A 15,014-nucleotide genomic window follows, 5' to 3' on the forward strand; every position below is an offset into this window, starting at 1 on the left:
GCGGCGGCGATTGCCGGCTTTGACGAAGCTGAAGTGATGTACCAAGGCCAGCGCATGAGCGCGCCGCAAGCGATTGCCAAGGCCGGCGTCGGCCCGGTCAAGTTCGACCTGAAAGCCAAGGATGCCTCGGCCCTGATCAACGGCTGCACCGCTTCGCTGGCGGTAGCGGTATTGGTCGCGCACGATGCACGCAATCTGCTGAGCGACGCCTGTCTGTCGCTGGGCCTGACTTTGGAGGCGATGCGCGCTGAAATGGCGGCTTTCGACCACCGCATCCAGCAAGCCCGTCCGCATGCCGGCCAGATCAAGACTGCCGCCATCATCCGCAATCTGCTGTCGGGGTCGACCCGCACCACGCATGAAGCGCGGGCCGTGCAGTTTCCGGAAGAAACGCGCCGTACCGATATCCCTTACAGCGCGCGCATCCAGGATGTGTATTCGCTGCGTTGCGCGCCGCAGGTCTACGGCCCGGTATTCGATGCGCTCGACTATATCGACAATATCGTCGACAAGGAAATCAACTCGGCTACCGATAACCCGCTGATTTTCGACAAGGAAGGCGGCGGCTTTGAAATCATCTCCGGCGGTAATTTCCACGGCCAATACCTGGCGCAAGCGATGGATCTGCTGGCCATGGCGATTACCGACCTGGGCAGCATCTGCGAACGCCGTGTCGCGCGCCTGATCGACCCGACCCTGTCGTGGGGCTTGCCGCGCAATCTGATGAGCGGCGTGCGTGGCGTCAACACCGGTTATCCGGTGGTGCAATGTTCGCTGAGTTCGCTGGTGATGGAAAACCGCACCCTGTGCATGCCCGGCAGCGTCGACAGCATTCCGGCCAAGGGCAATAGCGAAGACCACGTCTCGAACTCGACCTGGTGCGCGCGCAAGGCGGCGACGGTGGTGGCCAATACGCAATACATCATCGGCGTCGAGATGCTGCTGGCGGCGCAGGCGTTGACCATGACGGAAGATCTGCTGCCGGGCTTCGTGCTGGGCAAGGGAACGCAAGCGGCGTATCAGGAAATCCGCCGCCAGATTCCGGCTTGCCTGGAAGGCGATCGCTGGTTCCACAACGATATCGTGGTGGCGCAGTCGTTTGTGGTGAGCGGTTCGGTGCGTAATGCGGTGGTTAAGCAGATTGGCAAGTTTGCCTGATAAAGAATAGCCGGGCCAAGGTGGCTAGCGCCTCGGGAAGTACGGTATCGGCTTCCTGCGGCCAGCTAAGCTGCAACTGTTCCTCAATTGTAATTGCTCAGACTTAACCGTGAATAAGGGGACAAATTTTATCGCTGATAGACTGAGTTTGAAGAACAGCAATCCGCCAGCGAACCCGGCCGCTTCCACGGAAACAGAGCCCCATCGCTACAACCCCATTGCCCTCGTCAAAAACGCTTTTACATCAGCCTCGGATTTTCTGCCTTGATCGAGACTGGAGCCAGCTGAGACGCCTCGAGCAATGCAGCGCCTGTATTCAGCAACCATAGCCTGGAAGCTGGCGTATTTCTCGCCGGTCAGCAGTCGGTAATACGCATCGTGCCGAACGTCGAGGATAGCCTGGGGACAATCGCGGAGCGTCGTGGCACCGGGAAAGTACTTGAAGTAGACGTGCGTATTGTCGAAATCGTGATAAGCCCCGGGGTACACGTGCACCTCCACCGACTGTCCATCTCGCTTCATAGTGTCCGCGGCATTGAGGCATGGCTGCGCTGGTGTGTAGTCATCCTTCTCGCCCACGGCCAGCATCAACGGTGCCCCTGTCAACGGAGGTGGCGGGACCTCCCACCAGAGTTGAGTGCATCCGGGGTAGAAACCAATCAGTGCAACGAACCGTGTATCGTCGTCGATGACACCTTTTCGGAACGATTCGAGCACCATATCCATCGCAACGTGCCCACCCCGTGAAAATCCGATCTGCCCGATTCTTTGCGGATCGATACGCGGATCCGTACTCAGCAGTTTCAAGGCAAATAGCGCATCGGCGTCGTTGGCGGCAGGGCTCAATTGCGATTGGTCATCCATGGTGCCAGTAATCCCGCGCCCGCCAAACGAGTCGACCACGAACGCTGCGATTCCCATCTGGTTGAACGCACGTACCCAGCGGTCGATGTCCTTTTCCTGTACGCCCGCTGACCCGTGGGAGATCACCATGGCGGGAACTCTGCCTTGGACGCTCTCGGGCATGTACAGCATGCCCCAAACGGTCGTTGGCTTCCTGCCGTACTTACGACGGACTAGCTCCCATTTGCTCTTCGGGGTGACGCTGTTGAAATAGATTCTTCCGGACGGCCTGGAGGCGAGGTCGTTGTAGATTTCCTGAGCCAGTACTGGCAATGCAACCGCTGTGGCAAGGCTGATTGCGAACAACTGACGCAACAAGCTGGTTTTTAACAGACACCTCATGAGTTTTCCGCGTAGTCGTATCCGAACACTGATTGTCCATCGCCAGGCAGCTCTTGTCGAATGGCTCCTTCTGGCCGGACTCTGTCATTCGCGCATGACCGAATTCGCCCCTAGCCGCCAAAAGCGCGTCTCCAAAGAGGACGTAGAAATGTGAACTTGCTCATACGGTTAGTTTGTCATTTCAGATGAGCGGCCATCTGTGCCTTATGAAGCAAGCATTGAGGCTTTACCTGTGGCCTTTTCAAGCGCGGCAAGAGCTAGCAGCCGAGTTGAATCCAACGTTGGCAACGACGAATTACAATCGTTGATGATCAATGGAATTTCTGTGCACCCCAGGACAACGGCATCACACCCATCGTTCTTTAGTTGCTCGATGACGCTTTGAAAACTAGCCACACTTTCTGGCTTGAAAATGCCATGGACCAATTCATCCATGATGATTCTCCCTATCACGGCACGCTCATCATCGCTGGGCCGCACAAAATCCAGGCCCCTTGCCGCTAGGGCGTCGGGATAAACGCAACTATCGACCAACCAGCGTGTTCCGGTGATGCCTAATCGCTGAAAGCCGCGCATCACAGCCGCGGCAGCGACCACTTCCGCGATATGAAGCCAGGGTAAGGGCGATTTTTTCTTCACTGTAGCAAAGGCCTGATGAATTGTATTGTCTGGACATATTAGGAAGTCAGCGCCCGCGGCGGCGAGCTTTCTTGCGGATGACAACATAAGTTCCGCAACGCCCTCCAAGTCCCCTTGATTCAAGCATTCAACATAGTCGGCCAACGAATGTGTGTGAACTGATACTTCCGGGTGAGCATATGGACCGAGTAATTTCGCTCCCTCTGCACAAATTGTACGGTAGCAAAGCGCGGCACCCTCAGCGGAGCATCCAACAATCCCAATATGTAATGGCATAGGCAAAGGAATCCTTTCACTTTCTGTCGAATAAAAAAAATTATATGGCAGGCGATTAGAATTTTTGCTAATTATTTACCTTTCTGGTTATAGTTATAATGCATCGACCAGTTGAATCCGCCGCCGACTCCTGCCCTTTGTGTCACTTGCACTTTAGTTCAAATGAATTGTGGTGTGACTGATGAAGTCGATAATATTATCGATCGCCGCCGTGTCAATTGTCGTTTGACTGACATCGAAGTCGTCAGGAGCACTTCTCATTTCAACACAAAAGGTATAGCCACATGTGGTCCTCGCCCCCCCAGCTTTGAAACTCTGCTTTTGCAAGGCTATTGGGCATCGTTAAGCAAGCAGCACCCGCCGCTCACGCCAACACCGCATACTCGCTAAGCCCGCCCTCGATTTCTTCTCATTCAGAAATTTTCATTTGCATTGGGAAATTTTCATTTACTTTGTAAATGGTAATCATTATTATTCGTATTAACTAAATTTCTCAACGGAGAAACGAAATGGTCCATCACAGCATCCTGAACAGCATCGGCAATACGCCGATCATCCGCTTGTCTCGTCTATTCGACGATCCACGCTGTGAGGTTTTGGCCAAGCTGGAAATGGCCAATCCCGGCGGCAGCGTCAAGGACCGGCCGGCGCGCTATATCGTCGAGCGCGGGCTGGCCGAGGGTTCGATCCGGCCGAATGCGCATATCGTCGAAAGCTCTTCCGGCAACCTGGCCATCGCCCTGGCCATGGTGTGCCGGATCCACGGCCTGTCTTTTACGGCAGTCGTCGATCCCAAGATATCCCCGACCAACCTGCACATCATCCGCTGCTACGGCGGCAAGGTCGACATCGTCACCGAAAAAGATAGCCAGGGCGGTTATCTGGAAACGCGCATCAAGCGCGTCAAGCACTTGTTGCATGAGCAGCCGAACAGAGTCTGGATCAACCAGTACGCCAATAAGCGCAACTGGCAAAGCCACTACCACGGCGAAGGCGAAGAAATACTGCGGCAGCTGGACCGTCCGGCTGACTACCTGGTGCTCGGGGTAAGCACGTCCGGCACCTTGCACGGCATCGCCCGCCGCTTGCGCGAAGCCTGGCCGGAACTGAAGATCGTCGCCGTCGATGCAGTCGGCTCGGTGCTGTTCGGTACGCCGCCCTATCCGCGCGATCTGCCTGGCATCGGCGCCAGCCGCGTGCCCGAGCTTTTGCAGCGCGATGAAATTACGCAGGTCATCCATATCGACGACTACCAGTCTGCCACTGCCTGCCGCCAGCTGGTGGCACGCGAAGGCATTTTTGCCGGTGGCTCGTCCGGCTCGGTCATCGCCGCCATCCAGCACCTGTCCGCCGGCCTGTCCCGGCCAGCCCGCATCCTGACCATCCTGCCCGACCGCGGCGACCGCTACCTGGATACCGTCTACGACGATGACTGGCTGGCACGCATGCAAGAACGTCACTTGATCCGCACCACCGACATTTCCATCAACGCCACTACGGGACAAACAATATGACCAGCACTACCATTGCGCTCTCAACCTCCCCTGCTCCACACCTGCTCTATCTCAGCCGTGCCGACCTGGTAGCTCTCGGCGGCGGTACCTCGCAACCTTACGTCAATGCGATCGGCACCGGCCTGGCAGCACATGCCCGTGGCGACTACGTGCAACCACTCAAACCTTACCTGCGCTGGCCGGGCGCCGACCACATCGCCGACCGCATCATCGCCATGCCCTGCTATATGGGCGGCGAACAAGCAGTGGCCGGTTTGAAATGGATCGGCAGCCGCCAGCACAACCCGGCGCGCTTCGGACTGGAGCGCGCCAGCGCCGTGATTGTCCTGAACGACGCCCAAACCAATTATCCGATCGCACTGATGGAAGGCGGGCTGATCAGCGGCATGCGTACCGCAGCCATCACCGCCGTCGCCACCCGTCACCTGGCGCGCAGAGGTTTTACCGAGGTCGCCTGCATCGGCTGCGGCCCGATCGGGCGGATGCAGATGTTGACGCTGCTGGAGCAGTTTCCGTCGATTTCCCAACTTCATCTGTTCGATCTGTCGCCAGCCGCCGCCGATGCTCTGGCGACCACATTGGCAGAGCGTTTCCCTCACATCGCTTGCGTCTGCGCGGCGTCGGCTGAAGCTGCGGTACGGGCAGCCGAGGTGGTCGTCACATGCACCGTGGCCGACGCGCCCTATCTGACTTTCGACTGGCTCAAACCTGGCGCCTTCGTCAGCAATGTCTCGATCATGGATGTCCATAAGGACGTCTATGCCAAGGCTGACAAGGTAGTGGTCGATGATTGGGACCAATCCAACCGCGAGAAAAAAATCATCAACCAGCTGGTGCTGGAAGGCCGCTTCAGTCGCGAGAAATTACATGCCGAACTGGGCCAGATCGTCATCGGCGAGAAGCCCGGCCGTGAAAGCGACGATGAAATCATCCTGCTCAATCCGATGGGCATGGCGCTCGACGATCTGGTGTGCGCACGCCATTTCTACCAACTGGCGCAAGCCGGCGGCGTTGGCACCCGACTGCCGCTATACGGCTGAAGCGTATGCACGCAACCTCCCCACATCCTTACCGGCAACGGCTAGCCCAGGACCTGCTTGACGCGCTCTGGCTGGAAGACCTGTATGGCTTTCGCACTCACTGCATTTTCCATCCTGTTGCCAATGACAGCGAGGACGCGATGATGCTGGAAGTTGTACTCGACAGCACTCGCTCGCTGCACTGGCGAGGCAGCCGGGCCGGCGGCCTGCGCCCGTTCCGGGTCACGGATCGCGCGGCGGTATTGCAAACTGCAACGCTCGCTATCGAACTGGAACCGGTCAAGGCAGTCGAGATATTGCAAACCGCGGACTGGTGGCAAGACCGGCTGGGCCGCTGCGCCCGCTTCTTCCGCCTGGCTTATCGACAAGCTGCCTTCGCTGCAGAGCGCGAACCGGCCATCCTGGCCCGGCTGGCGACGACGCCGAACCAGCTACTGAGCTGGGAAGCCTTGAGCTGCCTGAAAGACCGGCCCTTCCATCCGCTGGCGCGCGCCAAGGACTGGGGCAGCCTGGATGGCAGTTCCTACGCCGCCGAGACCATGGCCGCTCTGGTGCTGCAATGGGTCGCGGTACCGCGCGATCAGATCTGCGGGACTACTTGCGCCGGCCAGCCGTTGGCTGAAGCTCTGCTAGACACGGCGCAGCAAGATGCGCTGGTCGCCAAAGCCCGCACTTGCGATGCTGACAGCGATGCCTATTTGTGGCTCCCGGTTCATCCATGGCAATGGGCGTGGTTGAAGCAAAGCACTACAGCATCGGTATTGAGTACCTGCATCGATCTCGGGAGCGGCCCGGGAACGGCAACGCCAACCGCCTCGCTCCGTTCGCTCGCTGTCAGCGGATTCCCAGACACTCACCTGAAGCTTGCGCTTTCGGTTAACGCGCTGGGCGCGGTGCGCACGCTGCCACCACGCTACCTGCACAACGGCATGCTGGCCAGTGCTTGCCTCGAACAGCTACGCCAGCGCGACGTCTGGCTGGCCGCACATCTTTTGTTGTGCGACGAAAATCGTTGGTGGGCGCTTAAGCAGCATGCACAAGAAAACGGCCAGACAAATGCGCAAGAACATACGCAAGAACGTGCACTTGCAGCTGAACCGGGCGAATTGGCCTGCCTGATCCGGAGGTATCCGACATTACCCGACACCACTCTGATTCCGATGGCAGCCTTGCCGGTGTCGACCGCCAGCGGCATCTTGCCGGCATTTGAACACTTTCTGGGCGCCTCGGCTCACGAAGCGGCGGCATGGACGTTGTTCGGCGATATCGCCCGCATGCTGCTGGAACTGGGTCTGCGCTGCCTGGCGCAAGGTGTGATGCCGGAGCTGCACGGACAAAACGTGGTACTGGCTTGCCGCGGGCAGAAAATTGTCTCGCTGCTGCTGCGCGATCATGACACCTTGCGCATCTGTCCGCCGCTGATGCAGGCGCAAAACGTCGAGATACCGGCGTACGTGATTGATCGCAGCACGCCCAATACGCTGGAACTGAACGACCCGCGCGCACTGCTGAGCTACCTGCAAACGCTGGCAATCGAGGTCAACCTGTACGCCATCCTGGCCGCACTGTCCGAGCATTATGGACGGGACGAGGCGCATGGCTGGCAACTTGTCCGCATCGCGCTGGAAGATTGCCTGGCGTGCGTGCCGCTACCGGCACGGATCGCACGCCAGACCAGGGAGCTGCTGCTGGATCAAGCCGACTGGCCATTCAAGCAAATACTGGCGCCGTTGCTTGGCCGCGCCAACTTCAGCACTGGCATGCCCAGTGCAATGGGGCGCATCGGCAATCCCTTCAGTGATGCAGCATGAGCATGAGTCCGGCTAAAAAAACAGGCAGAAGCGCAGGCGCAAATTCCCGCAACCTGGCATTGCTCCTGACCTGTCAAGCGGTGACCACGCTCGGCCTCATGATGCTGGTGCCGATCATGCCCTTGTATGTCGCAACGCTGATACCGGCCAATACGGCGGATGTGATCGATGTGGCCGGCGCCGCCCGCTGGAGCAGCCTGGCGCTGGCGGCGCCGGGGCTAGGCACACTATGCTTCGCGCCCTACGCCGGCAAGTGGTGCGACCGTTTCGGCTATCGGCGCATGCTGCTGGTATCGCTGACGCTGTTCATTGTAAGCATGTTGCTGATGGCATTGAGTCCCGGTATTACCGGTTTCATGCTGGGCCGGCTGCTGCAGGGCGTCAGCACCATCGGTGTAGTGCTCACCGCCTTCATCGGCCATGTCAGCAACGACACATCGCGCGGACGCTCTCTCGGCCTGCAGGAAAGTGCGATCGCCTGCGGTGCGCTGGCCGGTCCGGTGCTGGGCGGCATGATGCTGGATTACTGGTCGCTCAGGCCGCTACTGACTGCCAGCGCCTTGGCGACCGGTGTGGCTGGCGGAATACTCTGGAGCCAACTGAGCGAACCGCCAAAGGCTGCCGCCTCGGGACCGGTGCAATTTTCAGGTTTGCGTAGCGTGCTGGCCGATCGTGACTTGCGCCGCTGGATGCTCGCCGTGTGCCTGACCCAAGCGGCAGGATTTGCGCTGATCAACGTTTTCGCACTGTATATTGCGGCGCGTTTTCCACATGCCGGCGCACTAGCCAGCAAGACGGGAACGCTGCACGCGCTGGGCTGGCTGGCGACCATGCTGGCCAGCCCATTGTGGGGCCATCTCGGCGACCGCGGCGAACCGCGCCGTCATTTCATTCTGGCGGCTGGCGCTTGCGCACTGGCCATGGGGCTCTTGACGATCGCCGATCAACTCTGGCTGGTGGCGCTGCTGCGCATCCTCCAAGGCGCCTGCTACGCCGCGCTGATGCAGTCGATGCTGTTGGCCTGCAGCCGTCAATTGCCGGCCTCCGCCTATGGCCACCTCACCGGAATCAGCCGCAGCTTCATGGTGCTTGGCCAAATGCTGGGCCCGTTGCTGAGCATGCTACTACTGCCGATCCTGGCGCCGATCCATCTGTTGTGGGCGGTGGCCGCACTATTTCTGAGCGCGGGGCTGCTGGTCCTCAGCGGCCGCCCGGCGGCTCTGGCCTCTCCTCTGCAAAGTTAAAGAAAGGACTCCGATGTTTTCACATCTGCCGCATCCACCATACCTTAGTGCTATCGACCGGCGCCTGCTGGAGCAATACCTCAATACCTATTGCCGGGAAACCGGCTGTGCCGACCCGCGGCTTATTTCAAGAGATACCGAGCCAGAAGCCTTACAGCCTCAGTTTGCCGCCTGGCGAGAGGCCGGACTGATGCCGTATCTCGTGTCATTCGCAGAGACCGGCTATCAGTTGGCTGGTGCGCTCAATTACTTCTCGCTGATTGGCTATCATCGCGTGGCGCCGTTCGCCTGGATCGGACGCAATGGCGACTGGCGGCCACTGAAGGACGTTACCCCTCTGACCGACTTGATCGCCGATACGCTCGCGAGCCTCAGTGAAGACTCAAGCGACGAGGCAGAACGCTGCAGCGGCCGCCTGCAGGCACTGATGCGCAATAGCGTCGGCAAGGTGCGCCGCTTTCATCAGCATGTGCCTCAGCCACCCCGCTCGCCGTTCGTGGCGGCCGAACAGGGCATGCGTTTCGGCCACATCTTCCATGTCACGTCCAAGGCGTCAGACGGTTTCAGCGACGACGACATGCTACGTTATGCGCCAGAGCTTGGCGCCTCATTCCGCCTGCATTATTTCGCTGTGACGGCTGGCCTGCTAGAGGTGCACGGCGTGAATCGCAAAGCGATGCCGATCGATCCCGCAGTTGCCAGTTTCGCCGAAGGTTTGCTAGTCGATGGCGAATACCGGCTGTTGCCTTGCCATCCTTGGCAGGCTAACTATTTGCTGGCTCTGCCAGAAATCGCGCTGTTGATAAAAAGCGCTGCCATCATCTCGCTTGGGCCGTTGGGCGAACTGGCCTGGCCGACTTCTTCCGTGCGCACCGTATGGCTCCCCGGTCAGAACATGTTTCTCAAACTGCCGCTGAATATTCGCATTACCAATTTCATCCGCAACAACCCGACCGAGCAGGTAGTCCGGGCGCTGGATGCCAGCCTGGCGCTGACGCTGTTGCCGCCGCACGTGCGTGAACAAACGACCTTCCATATTCTGCCGGAACTGGGTAGCCAGACCTTGAAATTGCGCGATGAAGCAATGCGCGCAGCCAGCGCGGTCGTGTACCGGCAAGCCATGCCGGAGGCCGAAGCTGAACAGATCCAGGTGCTTGCCGCGCTACTGGAAGAGCCCGCCGAGGGTGAGATCCCGCTACTCGCGCTGTTGCGCCAGGCAGCAGCGGAATCTTCACACGGCGAGCTGGATCCGGCCCTGGTCCGGCAATGGTGGCAGCGTTACCTGGACGTCACCCTGCTGCCGTTGCTGCAGCTGTTCTCAGGCTATGGCATCAGCCTGGAAGCGCATCTGCAAAATACGATGGTGGCTTTCCGCGACGGCTGGCCGGCACGCGGCTACGCGCGCGACATGGAGGGCGCCAGCATCAGCCGCCAGCGCTTCCCGTTCTGCGACCGCCTCTCGGCCGACAGCCCGGCGCTGTACGACGACGAACAGGCCTGGCATCGCTTCCAGTATTACGTCCTGGTCAATCACATCGGCCATATGATCGCCTGCCTCGGGCGCACCGGACTGATCGAGGAAGCGACATTGTGGCAGGACACGGCGCAACGCCTGCAAGCCAGCGAAATACCGCTGGCGCAGCAATTGCTGAAGCATCCCACGCTGCCAGCCAAGGCCAACATGCTAAGCAGCTTTCACCAGCAGGGCGAACGCCCGATCTGGGTCAGGATCGCCAATCCCCTTCACCGTTTTCAAAGATAAGCCATGCATCCAACCGAATATCATAATCTGATCGACAGCCGGGCCTATCGACAAGCCAGCCGCCGCGTTCTGCGCCAACTGCTGGAAGCCCTGTTGTTCGAGAATGCCTTGCCGCACGTTGAATGGCAGGACGGGCAAGATGGACAGGACAATACACTGACGGTGCCCGGCCTCCGCAACGACGGCGCTACGGTCACCTATCAATGTCAGGCGCAACGCACTTTCAGCTTTGGCCGCATACGGGTGACGACGCCGCTGCTGCGCTACAGTGGCAATGACGGCAATGGCCAGACAATTGCCGAGGAGGCCAGCGATCCGGCGCTGTTTCTGGCCGAAATCGCGCCATGGCTGAACGCCGATGCAGCGCGGCTCGAACAGTTTGCAGCGGAATTGCTGGCGACCCAGATCAAGGATGCGCACACCCTGTATTCGCGCAGCGGCAACGTGCTGCGCGGCGCTGACTACGACACGCTGGAGGCACGCCTAAGCGATGGCCATCCCTACCACCCGAGCTATAAATCGCGCCTCGGCTTCACGCTGGAAGACAATGCCGCCTACGCACCTGAAATCGCCAGCGCTGTGGTGCCAATACTGCTGGCGGTGCGCCGCGGCCGCTGTCGCTGGACGGTCAGTGCTACGCTCGCCCCCACATCCGCAACGCCGGCAAGCAACTTGCTCAGCGACGCCGATTACCGGCAATTTCGCGATGAACTGATCCGACGCGGCCTGCGCCCCGAGGACTATCTGCCGCTGCCAGTCCACCCTTGGCAATGGAACGAGGTGATACTGCCGACCTGTCATCAGGCGCTGGCGCGCGGCGAGTTGCTGGCGCTGGGGCCGTTGTTGGCGCGCTATCTGCCGCAACAGTCGATCCGTACCTTGAGCAATGCCAGCGAGCCCCGGCAGCTATCGCTCAAGCTATCGATGAACCTGGTCAACACCTCGACCTCGCGTGTGCTGGCCCCGCACACGGTGCAAAATGCAGCGCCCATCAGCGACTGGCTGCAAGCATTGGTCGCCGGTACCGACTGGCCGTCGCCCCTGGCGCGTCCGGTGCTGCTGCGCGAAGTGGCTGGCGTCAGTTTTACCGCGCCGGCCCCGGCCCAGGGCCAGTATGGCGCACTGGCATGCATCTGGCGCGAAAGCGTGCACCAGCATCTGCTGCTGAACGAAGCCGCAGTGCCGATGACTGCCGTGCTACACATCGATGCCGATGGCCTGCCTTTGATCCACCCGTGGGTGCAGCGTTACGGCCCGGAAGAATGGCTGCAACGCTTGATCGAACGGGCCTGGCTGCCCGTACTGCATTTGCTGTGGCGGCACGGCACGGCGCTGGAATCGCATGCCCAGAACATGATTCTGTTGCACGCCGACGGGCTACCTTCACGCGTAGCGTTGAAGGATTTCCACGACGGCGTACGTTTCAGCACGGCGCTATTGTCCGGCCCGGCGCCGGCACTCACCGCCGCCCCTGCGGAACACGCTCGCGTCAATCCCAATTCCTTCCTGCAAACCAGCGACGCCGAAGAGCTGCGTGACTTCACTTTCGATGCTTTGTTTTTTGTCAACCTGGCGGAACTTGCATGGCTGTTCGCGCGTTTCTACGACATGCCCGAACGCCGGTTCTGGCAAATTACCGCCAACGTGTTGCACGCCCATCAGCTGCGCCATCCGGAACAGGCGGCGCGCTTCGCCCTGTTCGACTGTTTTGCCGATACCGTCGCGATCGAATTGCTGGCCAGCCGCCGTTTCCAGCCAGAAATTCGCTTGCGCACCCGGCTCACGCCTAATCCGCTAGCGCACTTTGCGAAACCGCCATGTCCCTGAAAACCCGGCTGCAGCAAAGCGAAACACAGAACAATCCAATCTACGGCCTGTTCTGCTCAACCCCGACCGCCCTGAGCATAGAACTGATCGCGGCGGCTGGTTACGATTTCGTGGTGATCGACCTGGAGCACACCTTGACCAGTCCAGAACAACTGGCAGCGATGCTGCTGGCGGCGCGCGCCAGCAGCATCGCTGCATTGGTCCGGGTAGCTGCCCTGCAGCAGGTGGTCCAGGCGCTGGATGCGGGCGCCGAAGGCATCGTGTTTCCGCGTATCCGCTCGGCGCATGACGCGCAGGCGGCGGTGCGCGCCTGCCATTTTGCGCCACGCGGCGAGCGCGGTTTGAACAGTACATGGCACAGTCGCTACGGTCGTGACGACCTGGCACAAGCAATGAATGCAGCAAGCGCGGCTACGCTGGTAGTAGCGATGATCGAGGATATTGAAGGGTTGATGCAGGCCGACGCCATCGCCGCCGTCGACGGCATCGACATTTTGCTGGAGGGAGCAGCCGATCTGTCGCAGTCGCTCGGCCTGCCATGGCAAACCCGTCATCCGCAGGTCACGGCAGCGCTGGCGCGCATACGGCAGGCGGCACAAGGTTGCGGCAAAAGCTTTTGCGCATTGCCGCGTACGCCGGAAGATGCTCAAGCGGCGCATCGGGACCAGGTGCGCATGTTCGTCCTCGGCGACGACCGGGGTATCGCCCGGCGCGCCATGGCCGCACATTTGAAGCAACATCAAATGAAAGATCTTTAAGTAATGAATCGCTCCGTGAATCAATCCATGAGTCAGCCTATGAAACACCAACACCTGCGCAATTATCTGGACAGCAGCACAGAGCCGGTTTGCGCCTATTTATACGATCTGGCGCATTTGCGCCAGCGCGCCGAAATGCTGCGCCAGGTACTGCCGCCGCATTGCAGTTTGTTCTACGCGATCAAGGCCAATAGCGACGCGCCGATCCTGCAAACCCTATTACACCGCACTGACGGCTTTGAAGTCGCTTCGCTGGGCGAAATTGAAAGCGTGCGCGCCATCGACGGCAATGTACCGATAGTGTTCGGCGGCCCCGGCAAGACCGACGCTGAACTGGAAGGTGCGCTGGAACAGCGGGTCATGTTGATTCACGTCGAAAGCGAGCATCAGTTACGCCGTCTCGACTGGATCGCGCGGCGCCGCAATCAGGTCGCCGACATCCTGCTGCGGGTCAATCCGGCACAACTGCCGGCAGATGCCAAGGCAACGCTGCGCATGGGCGGCCAGCCGACCCAGTTCGGCATCGAAGAAGCGCAGATCCCGGCCATGATCGCGCTGGCCCGAAGCTTGCCAGGAATCCGCCTCAAGGGTTTGCATCTGCACGCAATCTCCAACAACCTGGACGCACGCAGCCACCTGGCGCTGCTATCGCATTACCTGACGCTGGCGCAAGACTGGCAACAGCGCTACCGATTGCAGTTTGAATGGCTTAATGTCGGTGGCGGCATCGGCGTCAACTACGGCGCAAACCATGCCCACCCGCACGCCCAGTTCGACTGGGAAAATTTCTGCACTGGCCTGGCGGCACTTATCGCGATGCATCGGCCCGGCTTTCGGATCGTCTTCGAGTGCGGTCGTTTCATCACCGCCGATTGCGGCTATTACCTGGCCGACGTGACTGATGTCAAAACCACCCACGGCAAACATTTTGCGATTCTGCGCGGCGGCTCGCACCATTTCCGCTTGCCGGTATCGTGGCAGCACAATCATCCGTTCACAGTGCTGGCGCGCGAAGCATGGGCCTATCCATTTGCACGCCCGACCGTACGGAATGCCCCGATCACCCTGTGCGGCGAACTGTGCACGCCGAAAGACACGCTGGCGCGCGATGCCCATGTCGACCAGTTGCGCGCAGGTGATTGCGTGGCCTTCTTGCTGGCCGGCGCCTACGGCTGGCATATCTCTCATCACGATTTTTTGAGCCACCCGCATCCCGAGCGGGTGTATCTGGATACCGGAGCGGATAGCCGAGACCATGAATAGACTCGACACACCGGACACGCTGCTGCCACAGCCAACGCAGGAGATCATCCATCTTGTCCGGCTTGAACAGATTCGCCCTAACGAACAACATTATCCCGAGCACGCACTGTTCCTGGCCGATACGATCCTGCGCGAACAACTTTGGCGCATCCCGGTCGCATTGGAACGGCACAGCCTGGCAGTCATGGATGGTCATCATCGGCTTGAGGCTGCGCGCCGCCTTAAACTGGCGCTTGTGCCGTGCCTGCTGCTCGACTATGCGCAGGTCGAGGTCAGCGCAACGCGCCAAGGCTATGTGGTTACTCCGCAGGAGATATTGCGGCGCGCCAGAAGCGGCGAACTGTACCCGCCAAAAACCACCCGCCACAGCTTCAAGTCACCGCCACCGACCTGCAGCATTTCGCTGTCGTTTCTCACTCAGGCAGCGCCGGGAGTTTTACCAGTTTAAATATTTTCAATTCATTGGCCATACAGCAA

Annotated in this window: 12 protein-coding genes; 10 read left to right on the forward strand and 2 right to left on the reverse strand. The window is 59.9% G+C overall.

What is annotated here, in order from left to right; all coding sequences use genetic code 11:
• The coding region (gene hutH / locus BLV81_RS13405; RefSeq protein ID WP_092356998.1) for an HAL/PAL/TAL family ammonia-lyase at window positions 1-1,158 on the forward strand (1,158 nt) is incomplete at its 5' end.
• A 207-nt stretch (window positions 1,159-1,365) separates the two neighbouring features.
• Here the strand turns inward: hutH and BLV81_RS13410 are convergent.
• Together BLV81_RS13410 and BLV81_RS13415 are read right to left on the reverse strand one after the other, a co-directional pair.
• Window positions 1,366-2,403 (reverse strand): dienelactone hydrolase family protein, encoded by a 1,038-nt coding sequence (locus BLV81_RS13410; protein WP_092357001.1) that lies wholly within the window; start codon window positions 2,401-2,403, stop codon window positions 1,366-1,368.
• Window positions 2,404-2,607: 204 nt separating this feature from the next.
• Window positions 2,608-3,318: an aspartate/glutamate racemase family protein gene (locus BLV81_RS13415; RefSeq protein WP_092357004.1), complete on the reverse strand. Its 711-nt coding sequence runs from the start codon at window positions 3,316-3,318 to the stop codon at window positions 2,608-2,610.
• A 509-nt stretch (window positions 3,319-3,827) separates the two neighbouring features.
• On the opposite strand from BLV81_RS13415, the gene sbnA reads away from it, so the two are divergent.
• From sbnA to BLV81_RS13460, 9 genes are read left to right on the forward strand one after another with little or no spacing between them, the layout of a single operon-like run.
• Window positions 3,828-4,832, forward strand: a complete 1,005-nt coding sequence (gene sbnA, locus BLV81_RS13420; protein WP_092357007.1) for a 2,3-diaminopropionate biosynthesis protein SbnA — start codon at window positions 3,828-3,830, stop codon at window positions 4,830-4,832.
• Window positions 4,829-5,872, forward strand: coding sequence for a 2,3-diaminopropionate biosynthesis protein SbnB (gene sbnB, locus BLV81_RS13425; RefSeq protein ID WP_092357009.1), 1,044 nt, complete (start codon window positions 4,829-4,831; stop codon window positions 5,870-5,872). Before sbnA ends, sbnB begins: the two co-directional genes overlap by 4 nt.
• A gap of 5 nt (window positions 5,873-5,877) precedes the next feature.
• Complete coding sequence (locus BLV81_RS13430) at window positions 5,878-7,683, forward strand: IucA/IucC family protein (protein WP_092357012.1); 1,806 nt, start codon at window positions 5,878-5,880, stop codon at window positions 7,681-7,683.
• A 2-nt stretch (window positions 7,684-7,685) separates the two neighbouring features.
• The gene (locus BLV81_RS13435; protein ID WP_092357016.1) at window positions 7,686-8,927 is read left to right on the forward strand and encodes an MFS transporter; all 1,242 of its coding nucleotides are present in this window, start codon (window positions 7,686-7,688) and stop codon (window positions 8,925-8,927) included.
• Between the two features lie 13 nt (window positions 8,928-8,940).
• Window positions 8,941-10,689, forward strand: a complete 1,749-nt coding sequence (locus BLV81_RS13440) for an IucA/IucC family protein (RefSeq protein WP_092357019.1) — start codon at window positions 8,941-8,943, stop codon at window positions 10,687-10,689.
• Window positions 10,690-10,692: 3 nt separating this feature from the next.
• Window positions 10,693-12,516 (forward strand): IucA/IucC family protein, encoded by a 1,824-nt coding sequence (locus BLV81_RS13445; protein WP_092357022.1) that lies wholly within the window; start codon window positions 10,693-10,695, stop codon window positions 12,514-12,516.
• Window positions 12,507-13,274 (forward strand): HpcH/HpaI aldolase family protein, encoded by a 768-nt coding sequence (locus BLV81_RS13450; RefSeq protein ID WP_092357025.1) that lies wholly within the window; start codon window positions 12,507-12,509, stop codon window positions 13,272-13,274. The genes BLV81_RS13445 and BLV81_RS13450 overlap by 10 nt, the downstream gene beginning before the upstream one ends.
• 39 nt (window positions 13,275-13,313) lie before the next feature.
• Window positions 13,314-14,537 (forward strand): type III PLP-dependent enzyme, encoded by a 1,224-nt coding sequence (locus BLV81_RS13455; protein ID WP_092357028.1) that lies wholly within the window; start codon window positions 13,314-13,316, stop codon window positions 14,535-14,537.
• On the forward strand, window positions 14,530-14,985 hold the full coding sequence (locus tag BLV81_RS13460) for a ParB N-terminal domain-containing protein (RefSeq protein ID WP_092357031.1): 456 nt from the start codon (window positions 14,530-14,532) through the stop codon (window positions 14,983-14,985). Before BLV81_RS13455 ends, BLV81_RS13460 begins: the two co-directional genes overlap by 8 nt.
• Window positions 14,986-15,014: the final 29 nt, after the last annotated feature.

This window comes from Collimonas sp. OK242 (assembly GCF_900107095.1).
In the GTDB taxonomy this organism is placed as follows: domain Bacteria; phylum Pseudomonadota; class Gammaproteobacteria; order Burkholderiales; family Burkholderiaceae_D; genus Collimonas.

Coding starts and splice junctions, on each gene's coding strand:
- BLV81_RS13410 (WP_092357001.1), bottom strand. CDS start 2,403: ATGAGGTGTCTGTTAAAAACCAGCTTGTTGCGTCAGTTGTTCGCAATC.
- BLV81_RS13415 (WP_092357004.1), bottom strand. CDS start 3,318: ATGCCATTACATATTGGGATTGTTGGATGCTCCGCTGAGGGTGCCGCG.
- sbnA (WP_092357007.1), top strand. CDS start 3,828: ATGGTCCATCACAGCATCCTGAACAGCATCGGCAATACGCCGATCATC.
- sbnB (WP_092357009.1), top strand. CDS start 4,829: ATGACCAGCACTACCATTGCGCTCTCAACCTCCCCTGCTCCACACCTG.
- BLV81_RS13430 (WP_092357012.1), top strand. CDS start 5,878: ATGCACGCAACCTCCCCACATCCTTACCGGCAACGGCTAGCCCAGGAC.
- BLV81_RS13435 (WP_092357016.1), top strand. CDS start 7,686: ATGAGTCCGGCTAAAAAAACAGGCAGAAGCGCAGGCGCAAATTCCCGC.
- BLV81_RS13440 (WP_092357019.1), top strand. CDS start 8,941: ATGTTTTCACATCTGCCGCATCCACCATACCTTAGTGCTATCGACCGG.
- BLV81_RS13445 (WP_092357022.1), top strand. CDS start 10,693: ATGCATCCAACCGAATATCATAATCTGATCGACAGCCGGGCCTATCGA.
- BLV81_RS13450 (WP_092357025.1), top strand. CDS start 12,507: ATGTCCCTGAAAACCCGGCTGCAGCAAAGCGAAACACAGAACAATCCA.
- BLV81_RS13455 (WP_092357028.1), top strand. CDS start 13,314: ATGAAACACCAACACCTGCGCAATTATCTGGACAGCAGCACAGAGCCG.
- BLV81_RS13460 (WP_092357031.1), top strand. CDS start 14,530: ATGAATAGACTCGACACACCGGACACGCTGCTGCCACAGCCAACGCAG.